The organism is Nonomuraea sp. JJY05, assembly GCF_043496855.1.
Taxonomy (GTDB): Bacteria; Actinomycetota; Actinomycetes; order Streptosporangiales; family Streptosporangiaceae; genus Nonomuraea.
The window spans coordinates 37,595-58,948 of sequence record NZ_JBIEIS010000003.1 but is presented as its reverse complement, the minus strand read 5'-3'; the positions used below and the strand labels follow the sequence as shown (position 1 = coordinate 58,948).

At 71.8% G+C, this 21,354-nt stretch carries 19 protein-coding genes; 14 read left to right on the top strand and 5 right to left on the bottom strand.

What is annotated here, in order from left to right:
* The first annotated feature begins 191 nt into the window (after positions 1–191).
* Together ACFKCF_RS04390 and ACFKCF_RS04385 are read left to right on the top strand one after the other, a co-directional pair.
* Complete coding sequence (locus ACFKCF_RS04390; RefSeq protein ID WP_394491464.1) at positions 192–1,019, top strand: TIGR03619 family F420-dependent LLM class oxidoreductase; 828 nt, start codon at positions 192–194, stop codon at positions 1,017–1,019.
* A 95-nt stretch (positions 1,020–1,114) separates the two neighbouring features.
* Positions 1,115–2,320 carry an aminotransferase class I/II-fold pyridoxal phosphate-dependent enzyme gene (locus ACFKCF_RS04385; RefSeq protein ID WP_394490850.1) on the top strand — a complete coding sequence of 402 codons (1,206 nt, stop codon included), beginning with the start codon at positions 1,115–1,117 and terminating at the stop codon, positions 2,318–2,320.
* A gap of 1 nt (position 2,321) precedes the next feature.
* On the opposite strand, the gene ACFKCF_RS04380 is transcribed toward ACFKCF_RS04385, so the two are convergent.
* Complete coding sequence (locus ACFKCF_RS04380; RefSeq protein WP_394490848.1) at positions 2,322–2,891, bottom strand: hypothetical protein; 570 nt, start codon at positions 2,889–2,891, stop codon at positions 2,322–2,324.
* 100 nt (positions 2,892–2,991) lie between these two features.
* On the opposite strand from ACFKCF_RS04380, the gene ACFKCF_RS04375 reads away from it, so the two are divergent.
* From ACFKCF_RS04375 to ACFKCF_RS04345, 7 genes are all read left to right on the top strand, one after another.
* Positions 2,992–4,353 (top strand): FAD-binding oxidoreductase, encoded by a 1,362-nt coding sequence (locus ACFKCF_RS04375; protein ID WP_394490846.1) that lies wholly within the window; start codon positions 2,992–2,994, stop codon positions 4,351–4,353.
* A gap of 205 nt (positions 4,354–4,558) precedes the next feature.
* Positions 4,559–6,832, top strand: a complete 2,274-nt coding sequence (locus ACFKCF_RS04370; RefSeq protein WP_394490844.1) for a protein kinase — start codon at positions 4,559–4,561, stop codon at positions 6,830–6,832.
* Between the two features lie 66 nt (positions 6,833–6,898).
* Positions 6,899–7,537 (top strand): TetR/AcrR family transcriptional regulator, encoded by a 639-nt coding sequence (locus ACFKCF_RS04365; protein WP_394490842.1) that lies wholly within the window; start codon positions 6,899–6,901, stop codon positions 7,535–7,537.
* 53 nt (positions 7,538–7,590) lie between these two features.
* On the top strand, positions 7,591–9,123 hold the full coding sequence (locus tag ACFKCF_RS04360; protein ID WP_394491462.1) for an acyl-CoA carboxylase subunit beta: 1,533 nt from the start codon (positions 7,591–7,593) through the stop codon (positions 9,121–9,123).
* Complete coding sequence (locus ACFKCF_RS04355; protein WP_394490840.1) at positions 9,120–10,994, top strand: biotin carboxylase N-terminal domain-containing protein; 1,875 nt, start codon at positions 9,120–9,122, stop codon at positions 10,992–10,994. The genes ACFKCF_RS04360 and ACFKCF_RS04355 overlap by 4 nt, the downstream gene beginning before the upstream one ends.
* A complete protein-coding gene (locus ACFKCF_RS04350; protein ID WP_394490838.1) occupies positions 10,991–11,752 on the top strand; it encodes an enoyl-CoA hydratase-related protein in 762 nt (253 codons plus the stop codon). Before ACFKCF_RS04355 ends, ACFKCF_RS04350 begins: the two co-directional genes overlap by 4 nt.
* Positions 11,749–13,839 carry an acyclic terpene utilization AtuA family protein gene (locus ACFKCF_RS04345; protein WP_394490836.1) on the top strand — a complete coding sequence of 697 codons (2,091 nt, stop codon included), beginning with the start codon at positions 11,749–11,751 and terminating at the stop codon, positions 13,837–13,839. The genes ACFKCF_RS04350 and ACFKCF_RS04345 overlap by 4 nt, the downstream gene beginning before the upstream one ends.
* Here ACFKCF_RS04345 and ACFKCF_RS04340 read toward each other — a convergent pair.
* On the bottom strand, positions 13,828–14,691 hold the full coding sequence (locus ACFKCF_RS04340) for an ROK family protein (RefSeq protein WP_394490834.1): 864 nt from the start codon (positions 14,689–14,691) through the stop codon (positions 13,828–13,830). The two genes, ACFKCF_RS04345 and ACFKCF_RS04340, sit on opposite strands and share 12 nt — an antisense overlap.
* A gap of 27 nt (positions 14,692–14,718) precedes the next feature.
* Between ACFKCF_RS04340 and ACFKCF_RS04335 the strand changes: the two genes are divergently transcribed.
* The 5 genes from ACFKCF_RS04335 (at position 14,719) to ACFKCF_RS04315 (ending at position 18,311) form a co-directional block, all read left to right on the top strand.
* Positions 14,719–15,525, top strand: a complete 807-nt coding sequence (locus tag ACFKCF_RS04335; RefSeq protein WP_394490832.1) for a GNAT family N-acetyltransferase — start codon at positions 14,719–14,721, stop codon at positions 15,523–15,525.
* Between the two features lie 186 nt (positions 15,526–15,711).
* Positions 15,712–16,725, top strand: a complete 1,014-nt coding sequence (locus ACFKCF_RS04330) for a phosphotransferase family protein (protein WP_394490830.1) — start codon at positions 15,712–15,714, stop codon at positions 16,723–16,725.
* An 86-nt stretch (positions 16,726–16,811) separates the two neighbouring features.
* Positions 16,812–17,066: a hypothetical protein gene (locus tag ACFKCF_RS04325; RefSeq protein ID WP_394490828.1), complete on the top strand. Its 255-nt coding sequence runs from the start codon at positions 16,812–16,814 to the stop codon at positions 17,064–17,066.
* Positions 17,067–17,123: 57 nt separating this feature from the next.
* Positions 17,124–17,975 carry a helix-turn-helix domain-containing protein gene (locus ACFKCF_RS04320; protein ID WP_394490826.1) on the top strand — a complete coding sequence of 284 codons (852 nt, stop codon included), beginning with the start codon at positions 17,124–17,126 and terminating at the stop codon, positions 17,973–17,975.
* A 69-nt stretch (positions 17,976–18,044) separates the two neighbouring features.
* Entirely contained in the window at positions 18,045–18,311 is a 267-nt protein-coding gene (locus ACFKCF_RS04315) for a hypothetical protein (RefSeq protein ID WP_394490824.1), read from the top strand.
* Between the two features lie 229 nt (positions 18,312–18,540).
* Here the strand turns inward: ACFKCF_RS04315 and ACFKCF_RS04310 are convergent, their stop codons facing one another.
* From ACFKCF_RS04310 to ACFKCF_RS04300, 3 genes are read right to left on the bottom strand one after another with little or no spacing between them, the layout of a single operon-like run.
* On the bottom strand, positions 18,541–19,506 hold the full coding sequence (locus ACFKCF_RS04310; RefSeq protein WP_394490822.1) for an ABC transporter substrate-binding protein: 966 nt from the start codon (positions 19,504–19,506) through the stop codon (positions 18,541–18,543).
* A gap of 14 nt (positions 19,507–19,520) precedes the next feature.
* The gene (locus tag ACFKCF_RS04305; protein ID WP_394490820.1) at positions 19,521–20,468 is read right to left on the bottom strand and encodes an ABC transporter permease; all 948 of its coding nucleotides are present in this window, start codon (positions 20,466–20,468) and stop codon (positions 19,521–19,523) included.
* Complete coding sequence (locus ACFKCF_RS04300) at positions 20,465–21,328, bottom strand: ATP-binding cassette domain-containing protein (protein ID WP_394490818.1); 864 nt, start codon at positions 21,326–21,328, stop codon at positions 20,465–20,467. The genes ACFKCF_RS04305 and ACFKCF_RS04300 overlap by 4 nt, the downstream gene beginning before the upstream one ends.
* Between the last annotated feature and the right edge of the window lie 26 nt (positions 21,329–21,354).

Here is a 21,354-nt window from a genome sequence, read left to right as displayed (position 1 = left end):
GCGGCGGACCGCCGGATACGGCCCACCATGGCCAGCCCCGATCTACCCATTCCACGCCAACCAGCGCCGCTCGGGAAGGTCTTCTTTAACATTCGGCACGGAAGGTTTGACATGCGGGCGAGGCATGCGACCCATGCGTGATCGTCGCTGGTGGATCGCATGAATCCGGCCTAGCGTTTCCAGGCGTGCCCATGACGCTCGGTTTTCACATGCCCAACGGCTACGCCGGCGCCGGCCGCCGCGGTGCCGTCAGGATCGCCGCGCTGGCGGAGGAGCTGGGCTACGACTCGCTGTGGACGGCCGACCACGTCGTCCTGCCCAGCCCGCAGGTCGAGCCCTCGCCGCTCGAACCGGGCGCGCCGCTGCTGGACGCCGTGGTCTCGCTGGCGTTCCTGGCCGCGCACACCGAGCGGATCCTGCTGGCCACCGGCTGCGTGGTGCTGCCCCAGCGCGACCCGCTGGTGCTGGCCAAGCAGCTGGCGAGCGTGGACGTGCTCAGCGGCGGACGGCTGGTGTTCGGGGCCGTGGCCGGTTACCTGGAGCCGGAGCTGCGCGCGCTCGGCGTGCCCCTGGAGGGCCGCGGGGAGCGCACGGCCGAGTACCTGCGGGCGATGCGCGCGCTGTGGGAGCAGGACGAGCCCGCCTTCCACGGCCGGTACGTGTCGTTCGAGGGCGTCGACGCCCACCCGCGCCCGCTCGGACGCGTGCCGGTCGTCCTGGGCGGACACACGCGCGCCGCGCACCGGCGGGCCGCCGAGCTGGCCGACGGCTGGTACGGCTGGATGCTGGGCCTGCGGGCGGCGGCGGCCCAGGTGGAGTCCGTACGCGCCGAGGCCGCGGCGGCGGGCACGACCCTGCACGTCTCGGTCACCCCGGCCCGCCCCCTCGACCCCGGGACCGTGCGCTCCTACGCGGACGCGGGAGTGGACCGTCTCATCCTGGCCCAGCGCCCCGGACTGTCCCTGGCGGAGGTGGAGGACTTCCTGCGCCGCAACGCCCCCGGCCGCCTGCTCGCCTGACTCGCCACATGTCCCACATTGCGGATATCCGCAGGCTCATGAGGTGAGGTCTTCTATCCTTCGTAGCCGGACCCGATTACGGAGGAGAAGATCCCGTGACTGCTCAGGCTGACTACGCCGCCCTCGTCCAGCGAGGGCTCTCGCTCGACCTCACCAGGGGCAAGCCGTCGCCGCGCCAGCTCGATCTCTCCAACGACCTGCTCAGGCTGCCGACGTCCTACCGGGCCGCCGACGGCACCGACGGCCGCAACTACGGCGGCCTGCAGGGCCTGACCGAGCTGCGCGAGCTGTTCGCGCCGCTGGTCCAGGTGCCCGCCGGCCAGCTCGTCGTGGGCGGCAACTCCAGCCTGGCCCTGATGCACGACACGATCGTGCACGCGCTGCTGACCAAGGTGCCGGGCGCCGCGCGGCGGTGGGTGGAGGAGCCGGAGGTCACGTTCCTGTGCCCGGTCCCCGGATACGACCGGCACTTCACGATCACCGAGCGGTTCGGGATCAAGATGGTGCCCGTCCCGATGAACGCCGAGGGCCCCGACATGGACGTGGTCGAGCGCCTGGTGGCCGCCGACGCGAGCGTCAAGGGCATCTGGTGCGTGCCGAAGTACAGCAACCCGTCCGGCGTCACCTACAGCGACGAGACGGTCCGCCGGCTGGCCGCCATGCCGGCCGCCGCGCCCGACTTCCGCATCTTCTGGGACAACGCGTACGCGGTCCACCACCTCACCGACACCCCCGACGAGCTGGCCGACCTGCTGGCGCTCGCCGCCGGGCACGGCAACGCCGACCGGGTGTTCGTCTACGCCTCCACCTCCAAGGTGACGCTGGCGGGCTCCGGCGTGTCGTTCTTCGGCTCCTCGCCCGCGAACGTCGAGTGGTTCCTGCACAACACGGGCAAGCAGTCCATCGGCCCCGACAAGCTCAACCAGCTCCGCCACGTCGAGTTCCTGGGCGACCCGGCGGGCGTGGCCGCGCACATGCGGCGGCACGCGGAGCTGATCGGGCCGAAGTTCGAGCTGGTCGACAAGGTGCTGACCGAGCGGCTCGGCGACCTCGGCACGTGGACGAGCCCCGCGGGCGGCTACTTCATCAGCCTGGAGGTGCCGCACGCCGCCGAGGTGGTGGCCAGGGCCAAGGCCGCGGGCATCGCGCTGACGCCCGCGGGCGCGACGCACCCGTACGGCAAGGACGCCGCCGACCGCACCATCCGGATCGCCCCCACCTTCCCCGAGCTGGAGGAGCTGGAGCAGGCCATCGAGGGCCTGGCCGTCTGCGCCCGCGCGGTGGCGGAGGAGCTGGGCTGAACTAGCGGCCGTTCCTGAAGCCGAAGATGTACTCGCGCGTCTCGCTCGGATGGAACGAGACGCCGACCCCCGGCTCGAACACGACGTTGTCGCGCGCGCAGTAATAGAGGCCCTCCCACACGGCCAGGGCTTTCTCCCTGGCCGGGGCCTCGATGGTGTCGCGCTTCCTGGCGCCGTACGAGCCGAGCACGTTCAGCAGCCCGAGCCCCCAGAACAGGCCGGTCAGGCAGAACGGGGCGAGCAGCACCTCGCCCCACTTGGGGTCCTGGCCCATGGCGATGACCAGCGACACGACCAGGTGCACCAGGGCCGCCAGCAGGAGCAGGAGATAGCCCTGGTTCCTGGCCCACGGGGTGTAGTGGCGGCTGGGGAACGACAGCCAGACCGCGAGCTGCGTACGGCTCATGACGTGCTTCGACGCGCCCAGCGCAGCCGCCGTGGGCAGGTCGGCGACCTCGCGCACGCCGGGCAGCCGCACTCTGCCGATCTTGTACGTGGTCCCGGCGGCCACCGCTCCGGGGACCGCGACGACCTGGTCGGTCTCCGAACACACCGGGCACCTGACTTCCACCTGGGCAGTTTGGCCTTAAGTAACGACCTGCGCAAACCGGGAGGCGGAGCGTGTCCGCCCGGCCGGCTCGGCCGAGGGATCTGCACCTAAAGTGCATGGTGTGAAGCCGATTGATGCTTTGGTGAGCTCCCTGCCCGAAGGCCGCGTCCTGACCGACCCGGACGTGATCGACTCCTACGCCCGCGACCGGACGTTCGTGGCGCCGGGCAAGCCGCTCGGCGTGGTGCTGGCCGCCTCGCGCGACGACGTGGTCACCACGATGAGGTGGGCCACCGAGCACCGGGTGCCCGTGGTGCCGCGGGGCGGCGGCTCGGGCCTGGCGGGGGCCGCCGTCGCCGGCGACAGCTCGATCGTGCTGTCGCTGGCCAGGATGAACGCGATCAGGGAGCTCTCCCCAGCCGACGAGATCGCCGTCGTCGAGCCGGGCGTCATCACCGCCGACCTCGACAGGGCCGCCAGGGAGCACGGGCTCATGTACGCGCCGGATCCCTCGTCGTACGAGATCTCCACGATCGGCGGCAACCTGGCCACGAACGCGGGCGGGCTGCGGTGCGTGAAGTACGGCGTGACCAGGGACTCGGCGCTCGGGCTCGAGGTGGTGCTGGCCGACGGCCGCGTGATCGGCACCGGCCGGCGCACGATGAAGGGCGTCACGGGCTACGACCTGACCGGCCTGTTCGTCGGCTCCGAGGGCACGCTCGGCGTCATCACCGCGGCCACGGTCCGGCTCAGGCGGGCGCCCGCGGCGCCGCCGGCCACGTTCGCGGCGGAGTTCGGCTCGCTCCGGGACGCGGGCGCGGCGGTCTCGGCGATCATGGCGGCGGGCTGCCAGCCGTCCCTCATGGAGCTGATCGACCGCGCCTCCCTGGAGGCCCTGGACGACTGGCTCAACATCGGGCTCGAACCCGGAACGCAGGCCACGCTGATCGGCCAGTCCGACGCCACCGACAGCCAGGCCATGGTCGAGCGCATGGAGCGGCTGTGCCTGGAGAACGGCGCCTCGTTCGTGGCCGTGTCCTCGAGCCCGCAGGAGGCCGAGGAGCTGATCAGGCTGCGCCGGCTGGACTACCAGGCCAAGGAGCGGCTCGGGGCGTGCCTGGTGGAGGACGTGTGCGTGCCCCGGTCCCTGCTGCCCGACATGATCACCGCCATCGAGGAGACGTCCGCGCGGCACGGGGTGAAGATCCTCACGGTGGCGCACGCGGGGGACGGGAACCTGCACCCGGTCTTCATCTTCGACCGGGGCATGGCCGAGCCGCCGGCGGAGGTGTGGGCGGCGGCGGACGAGGTGTTCACGCGCGCGCTGGAGCTCGGGGGCACCCTGACCGGGGAGCACGGGGTGGGCCTGCTGAAGCGGCGCTGGCTCGACCTGGAGTCGGGGCCGGTGGTCACCGAGGTCCAGCAGGGCATCAAGGCGGTCTTCGACCCCCTGGGCATCCTCAACCCGGGCAAGGCGATCTAGCTCTGGCCTGGCGGATCTCGCACCGTGGGCACCTTGACCAAGCCGTGACATTGGGGCCGGATGCCCGTCCGACCTGCGAAGAAGGGCTGACAGCGGCCTGACTTTCCTCGTCAGAACATGAAACTTCTGACAGGTCCGGCAGACGTCCCAACCATCACGCTGGTAGCGTTTTGCCCCATCTAATGGCTTGTAATGGGGGTCCGACGTGAATCAGTTCCAGCCGCTGGCGGCGGACGATCCGCGGCGGCTGGGGGCGTATGAAATCGTCGCCCGGCTCGGCGAGGGCGGCCAGGGTGTTGTCTATCTGGGCAAGAGCGACTCCGGGGAACAGGTAGCGGTCAAGCTGCTGCACCACGCCCTGGTGGCCGACGCCGACGCCAGGACCAGGTTCCTGCGCGAGGTGGCGGTGGCGCAGCGGGTGGCCAGGTTCTGCACCGCCCCGGTGCTGCACGCCGACCTGGACGGGAGCCGGCCGTACATCGTGAGCGAGTACGTCCCGGGGCCGTCGCTGCGTGAGATGGTCATCAACGAGGGGCCGCGGCGGGGTGCGGCACTCGAACGGCTCGCGATCAGCACGGCCACGGCGCTGGCGGCCATCCACCGCGCCGGCATCCTGCACCGCGACTTCAAGCCCGCCAACGTGCTGATGGGGCCCGAGGGTCCCGTCGTGATCGACTTCGGCATCGCCCGCGCCCTGGACTCGCCCGGCGCGACGGCCACGGGGATGGCCATGGGCACGCCCTCGTACCTGGCACCCGAGCAGCTCAGCGGGGCGGCGGTGTCGGAGGCGGCCGACGTGTTCGCGTGGGGCGTCACGATGGTGTTCGCGGCGACGGGCAAGCCCGCCTTCGGCGCCGACTCCATCCCCGTGGTGATGAACCGGATCCTCAACGAGGAGCCGGAGCTCGGGCGGATGGAGGGCGAGCTCGGGGAGCTGGTCGGCCTCTGCCTCTCCAAGGACCCCACGCAGCGGCCCAGCGCGGACGAGCTCATCGTCCGCCTCACCGGCCAGCCGGCCCCGAAGTCCGCCATCGAGCCGGTGACGGGCCAGCAACTGATCGGCGGCGCCGCCGCCGCGGCCAATGCGGGCGTCGAGGCCGGCGCCTCCGCGCCGAAGGGCCAGGACATCTACCCGGGCCCCTGGACCCAGCCCACCGGCCCCGCGGCGCCTCCGCAGACGGGCCCGTACGGCCGTCCCGCGGCGGCCGGCCCCCAGGCCGCATCGCCCATGCCGGGCACCCAGCCCCAGGGCGGCCCGCAGCCGGGAATGCCCGGCGGCGGCGCGCAGGCGGGGACGCCTGGCAGCGGCCCGCAGGCAGGGACGCCTGGTATGCCGGGAATGCCCGCCGGACCTGCCGGCTCCCAGCCCGGGATGCCCGCCGGCCCCCAGCCGGGGATGCCCGGCGGCGGGCCGCAGGCGGGAGTGCCCCAGGGAGGCCCTCACGCGCCTCAGGGCGGCCTCCAGGGCGCCGCCGCGTCCGGAATGCCGCCGCACGGCCCCGGCACGCCTCAGGGCCGGCCACCCTTCCAGGCGGGTACTCCGGGCGGACCGGGCAGGCCCGGCACGCAGGGCGGCCCCGCCCGTCCCGGCGGACCGTCCCGCCCCGATGACGCCGCGCCCGCGAAGCAGCGCCGCACGCTGACGCTCGCCCTGTCCGGAGCCGCGGCCGCCGCACTCCTCGTGGTCGTCGGCGCCGTGGTGGTGCAGGCGAACTCCAAAGAGGTCCCGGTGGTGGCCGTCGGCAACTCCTCCAACAAGACCAACGGCGAAGGCTCGGGCGGAGGCCAGCCCGTCGACCCACCGCCCGGCGACCAGACCCCGCTGCCGCTGCCCACGGACACCTCGGTCTCGGTGCCGACGCTGAGCATCGAGCCGACGGAGAGCAAGAAGGCCAAGCACACCAAGCAGCCGGAACCCATCTCCCAGGTCCCGAACCCGGTCACCCAGGTACCCCAGCCCCAGACCACCACCAAGCGGCCGCAGCCCACGCCCAAGCCGTCCGAGACCAAGACGAAGAAGAAGTCGTCCGACATGGTCGACCCCGCGGTGGAGCCGTCGGTCAACGACTTGCCGGGCCAGCCGAGCACCGGCGCGACGGTCCCGACGCGTCCCAGCAGCAAGCCGACCAAGACCTACGGCCCGCGCAAGCCGAACACGTTCAACCCGGCGTCCGTGTGCGGTGCCGGCTACAAGGTCATCGACTCGCGCTCCTTCGCCGGCGGCAACGCCAAGGTCTACCTCCTGTACAACTCCGGTGCGGGCAAGAACTGCGTGGTCACGATGTCGGCGATGCTGTACCCGGAGAAGGTGCAGATGAACGCCATCCTCCAGGTGAAGGGCGGCTCCAGCGCCGGCAACCCGGGCAGCTTCACCGCGTACGCGGGCCCGGTCCGCCTGCCCGGAAAGCAGAAGTGCGTGATCTGGGGTGGCACGTGGGGCAGGCAGAGCTGGAAGTCCGGCTGGAGCCACTGCACCTGACCTGACGGCGACATCCGATGAAAAGGGCCCCTTGTACGGGGCCCTTTTTGCGTTAGCGTAGTTGACGTGATCGTCAGGTCTTCGGTGCCGACGTCCAGGGGCAGGCGGACGCGGGCCGCGCTCCTGCAGGCTGGGCGGGAGGCGTTCGAGGAGCACGGGTACGACGCCGTGCGGATCGACGACGTGTGCGGCCGGGCCCGGGTGTCCCATGGCACGTTCTACACCTACTTCGACTCCAAGGAAGCGCTGTTCGGCGAGGTCGCGGCGGCCGTGGTCGGGGAGATGTTCGCGGCCAGCGTGGTCGGCGCGGCGGCGGCCCCGGACGATCCGTACGCCCGGATCGAGGCGGCCAACCGGCTCTACCTGCGGGCCTGGGCGGCCAACTCGCGGCTGGTGCGGATGGTGGAGCAGGCGGCCACGTCCGAGGAGAGGTTCGGGCGGTTGCTGCTCGAGCTGCGGGAGGTGTTCGTGCGGCGGGGCGCGGAGGGGCTGAAGCGGCTGCAGGAGCAGGGGCTGGCCGATCCGGAGCTGGATCCGCGGCTGACCGCCGTCATGCTGGGCGGGATGGTGGAGCACTTCGCCCACGTGTGGCTGGATCTCGGGGAGCGGGCCGGCGAGCAGGTGGCGGTCGATCACCTGACGCGGCTGTGGGCCAGGGCCATCGGGTTGACGAGGGCGTCAGGTTCGCCGGAGGAGGGCGCGTGATCAGGAGCAGGCTCGACACCGGGGGCGACGACTACCGCGGGCGCCGCGAGGCCATGCTCGCCAAGCTGCGCGAGCTCGACGCCGAGCACGCCAAGGCGGTGGCCGGGGGCGGGGAGAAGTACGTCGAACGGCACCGCGGGCGCGGCAAGCTCCTGGCCAGGGAGCGGATCGAGCTGCTGGTCGACCCCGACTCCCCCTTCCTGGAGTTGTCGCCGCTGGCCGCCTGGGGCAGCGAGTTCCCGGTCGGGGCCGCCATGGTGTCGGGGATCGGGGTGATCGAGGGCGTCGAGTGCGTGATCACGGCCAACGACCCCACCGTCCGCGGCGGCGCGTCGAACCCCTGGACGCTGAAGAAGTCCCTCCGGGCGGCCGACATCGCGCTGCGCAACAGGCTCCCGTACGTGAACCTGGTCGAGAGCGGCGGCGCGGACCTGCCGACGCAGAAGGAGATCTTCATCCCGGGTGGCCAGATATTTCGTGACCTGACCCGGTTGTCGGCGGCGGGCGTTCCGACCATCGCGTTGGTGTTCGGTAACTCCACGGCAGGCGGCGCGTACGTGCCCGGCATGAGCGACTACGTGGTGATGGTGCGGGAACGAGCGAAAGTGTTCCTGGGCGGCCCGCCCCTCGTGAAGATGGCCACCGGGGAGGAATCCGACGACGAGTCCCTGGGCGGGGCCGAGATGCACGCCAGGACCAGCGGCCTCGCCGACTACCTGGCCCAGGACGAGCACGATGCGCTGCGGATCGGCCGGCGGATCGTCCGCTCCCTCGGCTGGCGCAAGCAGGGCATGAGCCCGCAGGCGGCGCGGGAACCCCGCTATCCGGCCGAGGAGCTGCTGGGGATCGTCCCCGAGGACCTGAAGGTGCCGTTCGACCCCCGCGAGGTGATCGCGCGGGTGGTGGACGGGAGCGAGTTCGAGGAGTTCAAGCCGCTGTACGGCGCCTCCCTCGTGACCGGCTGGGCGCGCATCCACGGCTACCCGGTGGGGGTGCTGGCGAACGCGCGGGGCGTGCTGTTCAGCGAGGAGTCGCAGAAGGCCACCCAGTTCATCCAGCTCGCGAACCAGTCGCGCACTCCGCTCCTGTTCCTCCAGAACACGACCGGTTACATGGTCGGCAAGGACTACGAGCAGGGCGGCATCATCAAGCACGGCGCCATGATGATCAACGCGGTGTCCAACTCGACCGTCCCCCACCTCACCGTCGTCATGGGCGCCTCGTACGGGGCGGGCAACTACGGCATGTGCGGGCGCGCGTACGAGCCTCGCTTCCTGTTCAGCTGGCCGAGCGCCAAGTCGGCGGTGATGGGTCCGGCGCAGCTCGCCGGGGTGCTGTCCATCGTGGGCCGCGCGTCCGCGCAGGCCAAGGGGCAGGTGTACGACGAGGAGGCCGACGCGGCGATGCGCGCGATGGTGGAGGCCCAGATCGAGGCGGAGTCGCTGCCGTTCTTCCTGTCGGGGCGCCTGTACGACGACGGGGTCATCGACCCGCGCGACACCCGCACCGTCCTGGGCCTGTGCCTGTCCGCCGTCAACAGCGCGCCGGTGCCCGAACCGGCGGGATTCGGGGTGTTCCGGCCATGATCACCCGTCTGCTCGTCGCGAACCGGGGCGAGATCGCCCGCCGCGTCTTCCGCACCTGCGGGCCGCTCGGCATCTCGACGGTCGCCGTCTTCTCCGACCCCGACGCGGACGCGCCGCACGTGGCCGAGGCCGACCTGGCCGTACGGCTGCCGGGCGCCCGCCCGTCCGACACGTACCTGGACATCGGCCGCATCCTGGACGCCTGCCGCGCCTCCGGTGCGGACGCCGTGCATCCCGGATACGGCTTCCTGTCCGAGAACGCGGAGTTCGCGCGGGCCGTGCTGGACGCCGGGCTGGTGTGGGTGGGGCCGCCGCCCGAGGCCGTCGCGGCCATGGGGTCCAAGGTCGAGGCGAAGCGGCTGATGGCGGAGGCGGGGGTGCCCGTGCTTCCCTCGCTCGACCCGGAGGCGCCCGGGGAGTTCCCGGTGCTGGTCAAGGCGTCCGCCGGTGGCGGCGGGCGCGGCATGCGGATCGTCCGCGAGGCCGGGGAGCTGGCGCGGGAGGTCGAGTCGGCGCGGCGCGAGTCGGCGGCGGCGTTCGGCGACGGGACCGTGTTCGTGGAGCCGCTGCTGGAGCACGCCCGGCACGTCGAGGTGCAGGTGCTGGCCGACCGGCACGGCACGGTGTGGACGCTGGGCGAGCGCGAGTGCAGCGTGCAGCGGCGGCACCAGAAGGTCGTCGAGGAGTGCCCGTCGCCGGGGATCTCGGCCGAGCTGCGGGAGCGGCTGTGCGCGGCTGCGGTCAGGGCCGCGCGGAAGATCGGCTATGTCGGGGCCGGGACCGTGGAGTTCCTGGTCAAGGGGGAACGGGTGGCGTTCCTGGAGATGAACACCCGGCTCCAGGTCGAGCATCCGGTCACCGAGCTGGTCTACGGGGTCGACCTCGTGCGGCTGCAGCTGGAGGTGGCCGAGGGGGCCGCCCTGCCCGCCACGCCGCCCGAACCTGCCGGGCATGCCGTGGAGGTGCGGCTTTATGCGGAGGACGGGGATTATCTGCCGCAGAGCGGGGTGTTGCGGCGGTTCGAGGTCTTCGGGGACGTGCGGGTGGATTCGGGGGTGGAGTCCGGGTCGGTGATCTCGCCGTACTACGACCCGATGCTGGCGAAGGTGATCGGGCACGGGCGGGTACGGGCGGAGGCGGTGCGGAAGCTGGTCACGGCACTGCGGAGGGCGAAGCTCCACGGACTCGCGACAAATCGCGATTTACTGGTAAAAATCCTGACGAATCCGGCTTTTGGGGCGGGCGACACCCACACCGGCTTCCTCGCGCCCGACGGCCCTCTTGACGGCAGCTCCCCGGACGGGCCTGGCGAGCTCCCGGTGCTGGCCGCCGCCCTCGCCATGGCCGCCGCCAACCGCCGCCGGGCGAAGGTGCTGGGGGACCTCCCGAGCGGCTGGCGCAACGTGCGCTCCCAGCCGCGCCGGGCGCGCTTCGAGGAGGCCGAGGTCGTCTACGACCCGCTCCCCCAAAGTGTGACCGTGATCAGCGCGGAGCCGTACGAGGTGATCCTGGAACGCGACGGCGTCCGGCACACCTTCCAGGTGGCCCGCTACGACGAGGACGGCAAGGTCTACGTCGACCACGTCGGCGGGTGCGCCGAGCTGACCCCGCTCCCCCACCTCCCCGAGCCGGTCGAGCACGTCGCCCCCGGCTCCCTGCTGGCCCCCATGCCGGGCAGCGTGCTCCGGGTCGAGGTGGAGCCCGGCGACCGGGTGGCGAAGGGGCAGCCGGTGCTGGTGCTGGAGGCGATGAAGATGGAGCATCGGATCGTGGCGCCGTCCGACGGCGTGGTGTCGGACGTACACGTCGAAAAGGGCCGGCAGGTCGAAGCGGGCGCGGTGCTGGCGATCATCCAGGAGGGGACTTCATGACGAGCCTGGTGCACAAGGACCTGGCGGGGGGCGTCGCCACCGTCACGCTGGACTCGCCGCCCAACCGCAATGCCCTGTCCGCACGGCTCCTCGCCGACCTGTCCGACCGGCTCCACTGGGCGCTGGCCGAGCCGGAGGCCAGGGTGATCGTGCTCACCGGCACCGGCAACGTGTTCTGCTCGGGCGCCGACCTCAAGGAGCAGAAGGCCTCGGGCGCGGCGGTGACGGCGTCGTTCCCCGACGTCCTCACGCTGATCTGGGAGAGCCCGAAGCCGGTCGTCTGCCGCCTGAACGGCACGGCGCGGGCGGGCGGGCTCGGCCTGGTGGCGGCATGCGACTTCGCCATCGCGCCGCTGACGGCGTCCTTCGCCTTCTCCGAGGTACGGCTCGGCGTCGTGCCCGCCATGATCTCGGTGCCCGTGCTGCGCCGGGTCGAGCCCCGGGCGGCGGCCGAGTACTTCCTGACCGGCGAGGTGTTCGACGCGGCCAGGGCTGCGGAGATCGGGCTGCTCACGCGGGCGGTGCCCGAGGACGAGCTGGACGCGACGGTCGCGCACTACGCCGAACTGCTGATCAAGGGCGGCCCCGAGGCGCTGGCCATCACGAAGCGGATGGTGCGGGAGGTGCCCGCGCTGTCGTTCGAGGAGGGGCTGCGGCGGATGACCGAGTTGTCCGCCGAGCGCTTCACCTCGGAGGAGGGGCAGGAGGGCATCGCGGCGTTCAGGGAGAAGCGGCCGCCCAAGTGGACCTCCCGATGACGCTGCGGATCGCGAACTGCAGCGGCTTCTACGGCGACCGCCTCTCGGCCGCCAGGGAGATGGTCGAGGGCGGGCCGATCGACGTGCTCACCGGCGACTGGCTGGCCGAGCTGACCATGCTCATCCTCGCCGGCAACCGCCTCAAGGGCCGCCCCGGGTACGCGCCGACGTTCCTCCGGCAGTTGGAGGACGTCCTGGGCCCTTGTCTCGATAAGTCCATCAAAATCGTGACCAACGCCGGCGGCCTGGATCCGGCCGGCTGCGCGGAGGCGGTCCACGACCTGGCCACCCGCCTCGGCCTGTCCCCCACGATCGCCCACATAACCGGCGACGACCTCACCGGCCGCCCCCTGGACCTGACCAACGCCGACACCGGCGAACCCCTCACGGCGACCCCCCTGACCGCGAACGCCTATCTCGGCGGCCGCCCGATCGCCACCGCCCTCGCGGCGGGCGCGGACGTGGTGGTGACCGGCCGCGTCACGGACGCCGCCCTGGTGACCGGCCCCGGCATCTGGCGCCACGGGTGGGGGCCCGAGGACCTGGACCAGCTCGCGGGCTCGGTGGTGGCGGGGCACGTCATCGAGTGCGGCTGCCAGGCGACCGGCGGGAACTACGCGTTCTTCCAGGACGTACCGGACCTGGCGCACTGCGGCTTCCCCATCGCCGAGCTGAACGCGGACGGCTCCGCCGTGATCACCAAGCATCCCGGCACCGGCGGGCTGGTCTCGGTCGGCACGGTCACGGCGCAGCTCGTGTACGAGCTCGGAGGCCCGCGCTACCTGGGACCTGACGCGGTGGCCCGCTTCGACACGATCACCCTCACGGACGACGGCCCCGACCGCGTCCTGATCTCGGGCGTCCGGGGAGAGCCGCCACCCGACACCCTCAAGGTGGCCGTCAACTACCTGGCGGGCTACCGCAACACGATGACCCTGGTGCTGACGGGCCTGGACGTGCCTGCCAAGGCCCGGGCCGCCGAGGACGCCCTCTGGGCCCGCGTCCCCCGGGACTCGTTCGACCGGGTGGACGTGGAGCTGACGGACTCGGGCCTGCTGCGGATCACCGTCATGGACGCCGACGAACGCCGGGCGGGGCGGGCGTTCTCCTCCGCCGTCGTGGAGACGGGGCTCGCCAGCTACCCGGGCTTCTACGCCCTCACCCCGCCGGGCAATGCCACGCCGTACGGGGTCTACTGGCCCGTCCTCGTCCCCGCCTCGGAGGTCCACCCCCAGATCTTCCTCAACGGCAACCCACTTCCTCCCGCCGCACCCGACGCGCCAGACCCGCAGCAGGCCGCCAATGCCATCACCCCGTACTCCGTCCCAGCACCGGAGGCGCCTCGCGCGACGGAAGCGCCTCCCGCGACGAAGGTGACCAGCGCAGCGGAGACGGCCCGCCCGACAGAGGCGACCGGCCCAGTGGAAACGGCCCGCCCGACGGAGACGCCCGGCCCAGCGGAAACGACCCGCGCGACGCGCGCGGCGGAGACGGCGGACGTAGCGCAAGCGATCGGCGCGGCGCAGGCGGTGAAGGCGGCAGGCGACGTAGCCGAAGCCGCCACGCCGCACCCCGCACCGGCCCTCCTCCCAGCGCCGGGTCGGCGGGAGGCGGCACGGAGCGGCTCGGCGCCCGCGAACGGCGATCAAGTGGCCGAACTTCCAACCGGAAACGACGGGCAAGGGGCCGAGCGCGGCGGTGAGGAACTCCGACCTCCAGGCGCAGGGCAGCCCTCCGTGGTCGGGCCTCGGGCGGGGGTGCGGGTGCCGTTGGGGTGGATTGCCGGGGCGCGGTCCGGGGACAAGGGCGGGAACGCGAACCTGGGCGTCTGGACCGACACCCGGGAGCGGTACGACTGGCTGGCCGCCCACCTCACCCCCGACACCCTCAAACGCCTCCTCCCGGTCCTGGCCCCGCACCGCGTCGACCGCTACGAACTCCCCAACATCAAGGCGCTCAACTTCGTCATCCACGGCCTCCTCGGCAGGGGGGTGGCGGCGAGCCCGAGGATGGACCCGCAGGCGAAGGCGTTGGGCGAGGAACTGCGGGCGAAGGAGGTGGACATACCCCCGCACCTACGTGACTGACCGCCAGCCCAGCAGCCCCGCCCCGAGGAGCCCGGCCCGGACGCCGAGGGTCGACGCCACCACCTCCGGCGCCCGCCGGAACGCCGGCCGCCCCGCCAGCCGTTCCCGCAGCGGCCCCAGCAGCGCGTCCCCCGCCTGAGAGACCCCGCCCCCGATGACGATGCGGGCCGGGTCGAGCAGCAGGGTGTACGTGGCCAGCGCCAGGGCGAGCGCGTCCACGGCCGACGACCACACCTCCGCCGCCCGCGCGTCCCCCTCGGCGGCCAGGCGCACCACGTCCGCGGCGGTGCCGGAGCCGTACCGTGCCGCGATGGCCCCGCCCGACGCGTACGCGGCCAGGCAGCCCCGCTGCCCGCACCCGCACGGCAGCCCGTCGGGCCGGACCGGGATGTGACCGATCTGCCCGGAGAATCCCCCGGCTCCCCCGTACAGCGAGCCCGACAGGACGACCGCGCCTGCGATACCCGTACCGATGGGGAGGAACAGGACGTCCTCCCCGCCTGCCCCGTAGGCCAGCTCGGCCTCCCCGGCCGAGCGGACGTCGTGACCGAGCGCCACCGGCAGGTCCACGTCCGCGAACGACGAGACGGGCACGTCCCGCCACCCGAAGGCCGCGGAGTAGACGGCGTGGGTGGGCGTGACCAGCCCCGGCACCGCAAGCCCCACGGCGAGCGGGCGGCGCCCGGCGCGCGGCCGCGCCAGGTCGGCGACGAAGCCGGAGACGGCCGCGATCACCTGATCGGCGCCACGAGGCGTCACACGCTGCTCGAAATGAAGAATTGTCCCGTCACGGGCGACAAATCCGCCTTTGAAGGTGGTACCGCCTACATCGACCGCAACGACGTAATCCATCGGGCCATCGTCCCCTAGGGTGCCACCATGACCATTCGCCGACTCACCCCAGAGGACCTGGACGACTGCGCCCGCCTGGCCAAGGACCGCGGCTGGCCTCCCGAGCGCCACAAGTGGCGCCTCCTGCTCGAGGCCGGCGAGGCGTACGGCATCGACGCCCCCGACGGCGACGGCCTGGCCGCCACGAACGTCCTGACCCTCTACGGCGACGACCTCGGCGTGGTCAGCATGGTCCTCACGGCGTCCAGGTACGCCAGGCAGGGGCTGGCCCGGCGGCTCATGGAGCACGTGATGGAGCGGGCCGGCGGCCGTACGGTCTCGCTCTTCGCCACCGACTACGGCCGCCCCCTGTACGAGCAGATGGGATTCCGGGTCGTCGGCGGGGTCGTCAAGCACACGGGCGTGTTCGAGGGCGAGCCGTCGGGCCGGACCCGCCCGGCCACTGAGGCCGACCTGGACGAGATCGTGAAGCTGGACGCTGAGCTGTTCGGGACGGACAGGTCGGCGCTGCTGCGGCGGATGTTCGACTTCGGCGAGCGGGTACGGATCGCGGACGGCGGCTTCGGCCACTGCTGGCGCAACGACGACAACACCGTGATCGGCCCGGTCGTCGCGCGGGACGAGGAGACCGCGCGGGCGCTGATCGGGGATCTGGCGCTGGACGTGGGCGGCGAGGTGCGGATGGACCTGGACGAGGCGATGACCGGCCTGGTCGCGTGGGCGGTCGCGCACGGCATGGGCAGCCCGTGGAGGACCGCGAGGATGGTGCACGGAGGCGACCTGCCGGGCGAGCGAGCCTGCCAGTTCCTGCCGTTCATGCAGGCGCTGGGCTGACCCGCACAGCGCCAGGCGCGGCGGCCCCACGATGTCGCCGTACGGTGCCGGGCTGACCGCACAGCGCCAGGCGACGGGAAGACGCCGGGCGGCCGCACGATGTCGCCGTACGGTGCCGGGTTGACCGGGTGTGCGGCGCTCTCGTAGGGTCGGGCGACCAGAATATGATTCTGCCGAAGGGCGATCATGACCTCCACCCACATCGACGTCAGCGCCATCGACCTCGCCGCGCTCGGCACGTGGATGGACGCCCAGGGCCTGCCCGGCGGCCCGATCACGGGCGTCACGCCGGTCCTGGGCGGCACGCAGAACGTCATGGTCCGCTTCGAGCGCGGCGGCCGCCCGTACATCCTGCGCCGCCCTCCCCTGCACGCCCGCAGCAGGAGCAACGAGGTGCTGCGCCGCGAGGCGCGGGTGCTGGCGGCGCTGCGCGGCACGCCCGTGCCCGCGCCCAGGCTGGTGGCCGCGCAGACCGAGCGGGAGCCGGTGTTCTACCTGATGGAGCCGGTCGACGGGTTCAACCCCTCGACGGGCCTGCCGGAGCCGCACGCCTCCGACGCCGCGATCAGGCACCGCATGGGGCTGGAGGCCGCCGCCGCGCTGGCCGAGCTGGGGCGGGTCGATCCGGGGGTGCTGCCGGGGTTCGGCAGGCCGGAGGGGTTCCTGGAGCGGCAGGTGCCGCGCTGGCTCAAGGAGCTCGACTCGTACGGCGAGCTGGACGGCTATCCGGGCCCCGACATTCCGGGGCTGCCCGAGACGGCCGACTGGCTGGCGCGCAACCTGCCCCGGACGTTCACCCCGGGGATCATGCACGGCGACTACCACTTCGCGAACCTGATGTTCGCCTGCGACGGCCCCCGCGTGGCCGCGATCGTGGACTGGGAGATGAGCACGATCGGCGACCCGCTGCTCGACCTCGGCTGGCTGCTGGCCACCTGGCCCAGCAACAACGACCACGTCCCCGGGCTGCCGGAGCCGCGCGAGCTCATCGAGTACTACGCGGCGCTGTCCGAGCGCGACCTGTCGGCCATCGGCTGGTACGCGGTGATGGCCTGCTTCAAGCTCGGCATCGTCCTGGAGGGCTCGCACGCGCGGGCGTTCGCGGGAAAGGCACCAAAGGACATAGGGGACGTACTACACGAAACCACCCTGCAACTGTTCGAACGGGCACATCAGTTTATGGACGGTGTTCTCGGCTGATTTCCGGAAAAACGATCACTTCTTAATCCCCGAGTCGTACAATTGCGCGCAATTGCACCTGTTATCGGGGAAGGATCGTCATGCGAATGCGGTTCCTCGGCTCCACCTCGGAGGCGGGCGCCTGTCCCACCCTGTACGAGACCGACCGCGGCACCATCGTCGTGCAAGGTCTGCAAGTCACCGACGCGGAGGCGCTCGCGGACCTCCGTGACGTGCTCGACGGCGAGACCGCGGTCGAGGTTCCGCGCGAGCTCATCACCGAAATCGCCCGGCGGGTCCTCCCCGACGGCTCGGCAACCGCTTTCCCGACCAGCGGAGGAACACCCTCGGCAACCGCTTGATCACAATTGCGACTGATGCTGGCATGATCGACGCAAGCAGGGCTAGCCTCTTGCGGCGTGACGTCGTTTCAGCAGGCGCGCATCGACCTGGGCGGCCAATTACGACAGTTGCGCGAGGCCGCGCACCTGTCGGGCAAGGAGCTGGCCCAGCGGCTGGGCTGGCAGCCGTCCAAGGTCTCCCGCCTGGAGAACGCCCGGCAGACCGCCACGGAGGATGACGTGGTCGTGTGGGCGCAGGCCGTACGCGCCTCGCCCGACACGACCGACGAGCTCATCCGGCAGGCCATCGCGCTGCTCGAACGGCACGACGACTGGAAGCAGCGCCACCGCAGCGGCCTGGCCGCCCTCCAGGAGGACATCCGCGACCTGGAGGCACGCACCAAGCTCTTCCGCGTGTTCGAGCCCGGCATCATCGTGGGCCTGCTGCAGACCTCCGAATACGCCAGGCACGTCTTCCGCAAGGTCAAGCGCCTCTACAGCGCGGCCGACCAGATCGACGCGGCGGTGCGGGTGCGGATGCAGCGCCAGGAGATCCTGTACGACCGGACGCGCACGTTCAGGTTCGTGGTGACGGAGGCGGCACTGCGCACCGCCCTCGCCCCGCCGGAGGTGATGCGCGGCCAGCTCGACCGATTACTCGCCGTCAGCACGCTGCCGAACGTCGAGTTCGGCGTGATCCCGTTCAGCTCGGAGCTGCCGTCGAGCCCGATCAACGGCTTCTGGATCTACAACGAGGCCATGGTCGCGGTGGCCACCATGACGAAGGACCTGATCCTTCGCGATCCCGATGACATCGCCTTCTACGTCCGGGCCTTCGATGACTACGCGAAGGTGGCGGAGTTCGACGAGCCGGGGCGGGAGGTCATCATCGGAATTCTTCACGATTACCGCAAACAAACGTCACATTAACCGCAGCAATTGCTTGCCTCCCTACCCAAGATCGTGCAATTCTGTCGCGAGACGTTGCGGAGGTGACGCATGATGCTTGATACCGCGCTCTGCCTCGAGCGATTCGCCTGGCACGCAGGTCGTCACGCTGACCTGACCGTCCAGAGCCTCGCCCTGTCGAGCGACCCGGCCTACGTGTCGGTCCGCAATCGCTTCTCGGCCACGCTGACGGAGACGGTGACGTGCTCGGACGAGGGCGCGTACATCACCTCGTGGGGCTACCGCCTGGGCACCGCCGAAGACGTCGAGTCAGCCGCCGCCCGCCTCGCCTTCCTCCTCGCCGCCCTCCCCGCCTGACCCGGCCGCCCCGCATCACGCCCGGCCCGCACGACGCCCGGCCCGCATCACGCCCGGCCCGAAACACGGCTTACGGCCCCCGGCACCGATTTTCGGCCCGCACGCCCTACATCCCTGCGACGGGCAGCCCTCACCGCCGCAGCACCGCCCGCCTCAGCATCGTCCCCCTCAGCACCCTCCGCCGCCGCAGCACCCCCCGGCCTCAGCGCCGAGCGGAGCGCCAGGGCGGTCAGCAGCCGGCCTTGTAGAGGACCTTCTGCACCTCCGGCTGGTCCACGTTCTGCGCGGTGACGATGGTGGCATCCGTCGGGATCGAGGGCGTGACCTGCTGCCCCTTGACCGCCGCGACCGCCTGCTCCACCCCCTTGGCCCCGATGTCCCCGGGCAGCTGGGCGATGAGCGCCTGTACGACGCCGTCCTTGAGCTGCTTCACCTGCGCGGGCCCCGCGTCGAAGCCCACCATCTTGACCTGCCCCAGCTTGCCCGCCTGCTGGAGGGCGGACCCGGCGCCGGTGGCGGAGTTGAGGTTCGCGGCGAAGATCCCGGTCAGGTCGGAATCCTTGGCCAGAGCGGCGTTGACGATCTTGGAAGCCTCGCCGACGTCGTTGTGCGAGTACTGCACGCCCAGGTACGTGATCCCGGGATGCGAAGCCTTGATCTCCTCCTCGAATCCCTTGACGCGCGCGTCAACGGTACTCACACCCGGATCCGTGGAGATGACCAGCACCTTGCCCTTGTCGTCGATCTGCTCCGCCAGCGCCTTGGCCGCCGCCGCCCCGCCCTTGACGTTGTCGGTGCTGATCCGTGACAGGCCGATGCCCGGGTCCTCGACCACCGTGTCCACCAAGATGATCTTGATGCCCTGCTGCTTGGCCTGGGTCAGCGGCGCGATCATGGCCTTGACGTCGGTCGGCGCGATGAGCATGGCGTCCGGCTTGCTCGCCACCACGGAGTTGACGATCGGCGTCTGCAACGTCGGGTCGAACTTCTGCGGCCCCTGGACGTCCAGCGCCACGCCCAGCTCCTTGGCCTTGGCCTTCGCCCCGCAGGCCATGGTCTCGTAGAACTCCTCGCCCGCCAGCCCCTGCACGAGCGTCACCCTGACCTGGCCGCCGCCTCCGCTCTGCCCGCCCTGCCCGCCGCAGGCGGCGATGGTCAACAGCAGCGTTCCCAGAGCTGCCACAGCCTTGCGCATCGTGGTGCCTCCTCCTACTGGTCCCGGGCCCTGCGCCTCCACTGGTCGACGTAGACGGCGGCGACGAGCACGGCGCCCACCACCACCTGCTGCCAGAACGGCCGCACGCCCAGGATCTGGAAGCCGTTCTGCAGCACGACCGGGATGAACACCCCGATGACCGTCCCGGCCACCGTCCCCACGCCACCGAACAGCGAGGTGCCGCCGATCACCACGGCGGCGATGGCCTGCAGGTTGTCGGTGGAGTGGGCGGACACGCCGGTGATGCCGTACTTGGCGAGCGACAGCTGCCCGGCCAGCCCGGCCAGCAGGCCCGCCAGGCCGTACACCTTGATCAGGTGCCGGCGCACGGCCACGCCGCCGCGCCGGGCGGCCTCGGCGTTGGACCCGATCGCGTACGTGTGCCGCCCGAAGCGGGTCCAGGCGAGCATGAGCGCGAGCGCGGCGGTGATGGCGGCGCAGATCCACACGATCAGCGGTACGCCCAGCCAGCGCGCCAGCCCCAGGCCGAGGTTCAGGTCCGTGGGGGCGCGCAGATCGACCCCGCCGGTGAGCAGCAGGGCCCCGCCGAGCGACATGCCGAGCGTCCCGAGCGTCACGATCAGCGCGGGGATGCGGCCCAGGGCGATCAGCACGCCGTTCAGCGCCCCCCACGCCAGCCCCGTCACCAGGGCGGCCAGGGTGCCGAGCGCGAGCGAGCCGGTGGCGTCCATGACCTCGGCGGCCGCCACGGCCGAGAACACCAGGACCCCGCCCACCGACAGGTCGATCCCCGCCGTGATGATCACATACGTCATGCCGGTGGCGAGCAGCAGCAGGATGGCCGCGTCGCTGACGAGGTTGAGCAGGTTGAACGAGGTCGGGAACGTGGTGGGCGCCAGGATCGAGAACGCCGCCAGCAACGCCGCCAGCACCAGGCCGATCCACACGACCTGCAGCTCACCCGGCCGCACACCCTTCACACGCCGCCCTCCCGCCCGTGCCCCCCGCCGTCCTCCTGGCCGTCCTCCTGGCCACAACCGGCGCCATCCCGCCCATCGGAATCCGCGCCCTCCCGCCCGCCGTCCTCCTGCGCTTCGAGCGCTCCGGTCATGGCCCCGACCAGCTCCTCCATCGAGACGCGCGCGGTCTCGAAGCGGGCCACCCGGCGTCCGAGCCGCAGCACCTCCACCCGGTCGGACACCGCCATCACGTCCTGCATGTTGTGGCTGATCAGCACCACGGACACGCCCGAGTCGCGCACGCCGCGGATGAGGTCGAGCACGCGCCGGGTCTGCACGACCCCGAGCGCGGCCGTGGGCTCGTCCATGAACACCGCCCGCCGCGCCCACGTCACCGCCCTGGCCACCGCCACGCCCTGCCGCTGACCGCCGGACAGCGCGGAGACCGGCGCGGTCTGGGACGCGAGCCGCACGCCGAGCCGTTCGCACGCCTCGCGCGCGGCCCGGCGCATGGCGGCGTTGTCCAGCACGCCCAGCAGGCCGAGGAGGCCGGGCCTGAGCAGCTCTCTGCCGAGGAAGAAGTTGGCCGCGGGGCTGAGGTCGGCGCAGAGCGCGAGATCCTGGTAGACGGTCTCGATCCCGGCGCCCCTGGCCTCCTCGGCGGAGCCGAACGCCACCGGTTCGCCGTCGACCTCGACCGTCCCGGCGTCCGGCCGTTCGACGCCCGAGAGGATCTTCGCGAGCGTGGACTTCCCCGCGCCGTTGTCGCCGATCAGCGCGACCACCTCGCCGGGCCGCAGGGTGAAGTCCGCGCCGCGCAGCGCCTCGACGTGGCCGTAGCTCTTCATGATCCCGCGGGCGGCGATCAGTGGTGCGGCCATAAGAACATCAAGAAGGCGATTGACAT

Excerpts from the sequence above, each read along its gene's own strand:
- ACFKCF_RS04335 (WP_394490832.1), top strand. The coding sequence starts at position 14,719 with ATGACCATTCGCCGACTCACCCCAGAGGACCTGGACGACTGCGCCCGC.
- ACFKCF_RS04325 (WP_394490828.1), top strand. The coding sequence starts at position 16,812 with ATGCGGTTCCTCGGCTCCACCTCGGAGGCGGGCGCCTGTCCCACCCTG.
- ACFKCF_RS04390 (WP_394491464.1), top strand. The coding sequence starts at position 192 with ATGACGCTCGGTTTTCACATGCCCAACGGCTACGCCGGCGCCGGCCGC.
- ACFKCF_RS04300 (WP_394490818.1), bottom strand. The coding sequence starts at position 21,328 with ATGGCCGCACCACTGATCGCCGCCCGCGGGATCATGAAGAGCTACGGC.
- ACFKCF_RS04315 (WP_394490824.1), top strand. The coding sequence starts at position 18,045 with ATGATGCTTGATACCGCGCTCTGCCTCGAGCGATTCGCCTGGCACGCA.
- ACFKCF_RS04350 (WP_394490838.1), top strand. The coding sequence starts at position 10,991 with ATGACGAGCCTGGTGCACAAGGACCTGGCGGGGGGCGTCGCCACCGTC.
- ACFKCF_RS04355 (WP_394490840.1), top strand. The coding sequence starts at position 9,120 with ATGATCACCCGTCTGCTCGTCGCGAACCGGGGCGAGATCGCCCGCCGC.
- ACFKCF_RS04310 (WP_394490822.1), bottom strand. The coding sequence starts at position 19,506 with ATGCGCAAGGCTGTGGCAGCTCTGGGAACGCTGCTGTTGACCATCGCC.
- ACFKCF_RS04330 (WP_394490830.1), top strand. The coding sequence starts at position 15,712 with ATGACCTCCACCCACATCGACGTCAGCGCCATCGACCTCGCCGCGCTC.
- ACFKCF_RS04360 (WP_394491462.1), top strand. The coding sequence starts at position 7,591 with ATGCTCGCCAAGCTGCGCGAGCTCGACGCCGAGCACGCCAAGGCGGTG.
- ACFKCF_RS04345 (WP_394490836.1), top strand. The coding sequence starts at position 11,749 with ATGACGCTGCGGATCGCGAACTGCAGCGGCTTCTACGGCGACCGCCTC.
- ACFKCF_RS04340 (WP_394490834.1), bottom strand. The coding sequence starts at position 14,691 with ATGGATTACGTCGTTGCGGTCGATGTAGGCGGTACCACCTTCAAAGGC.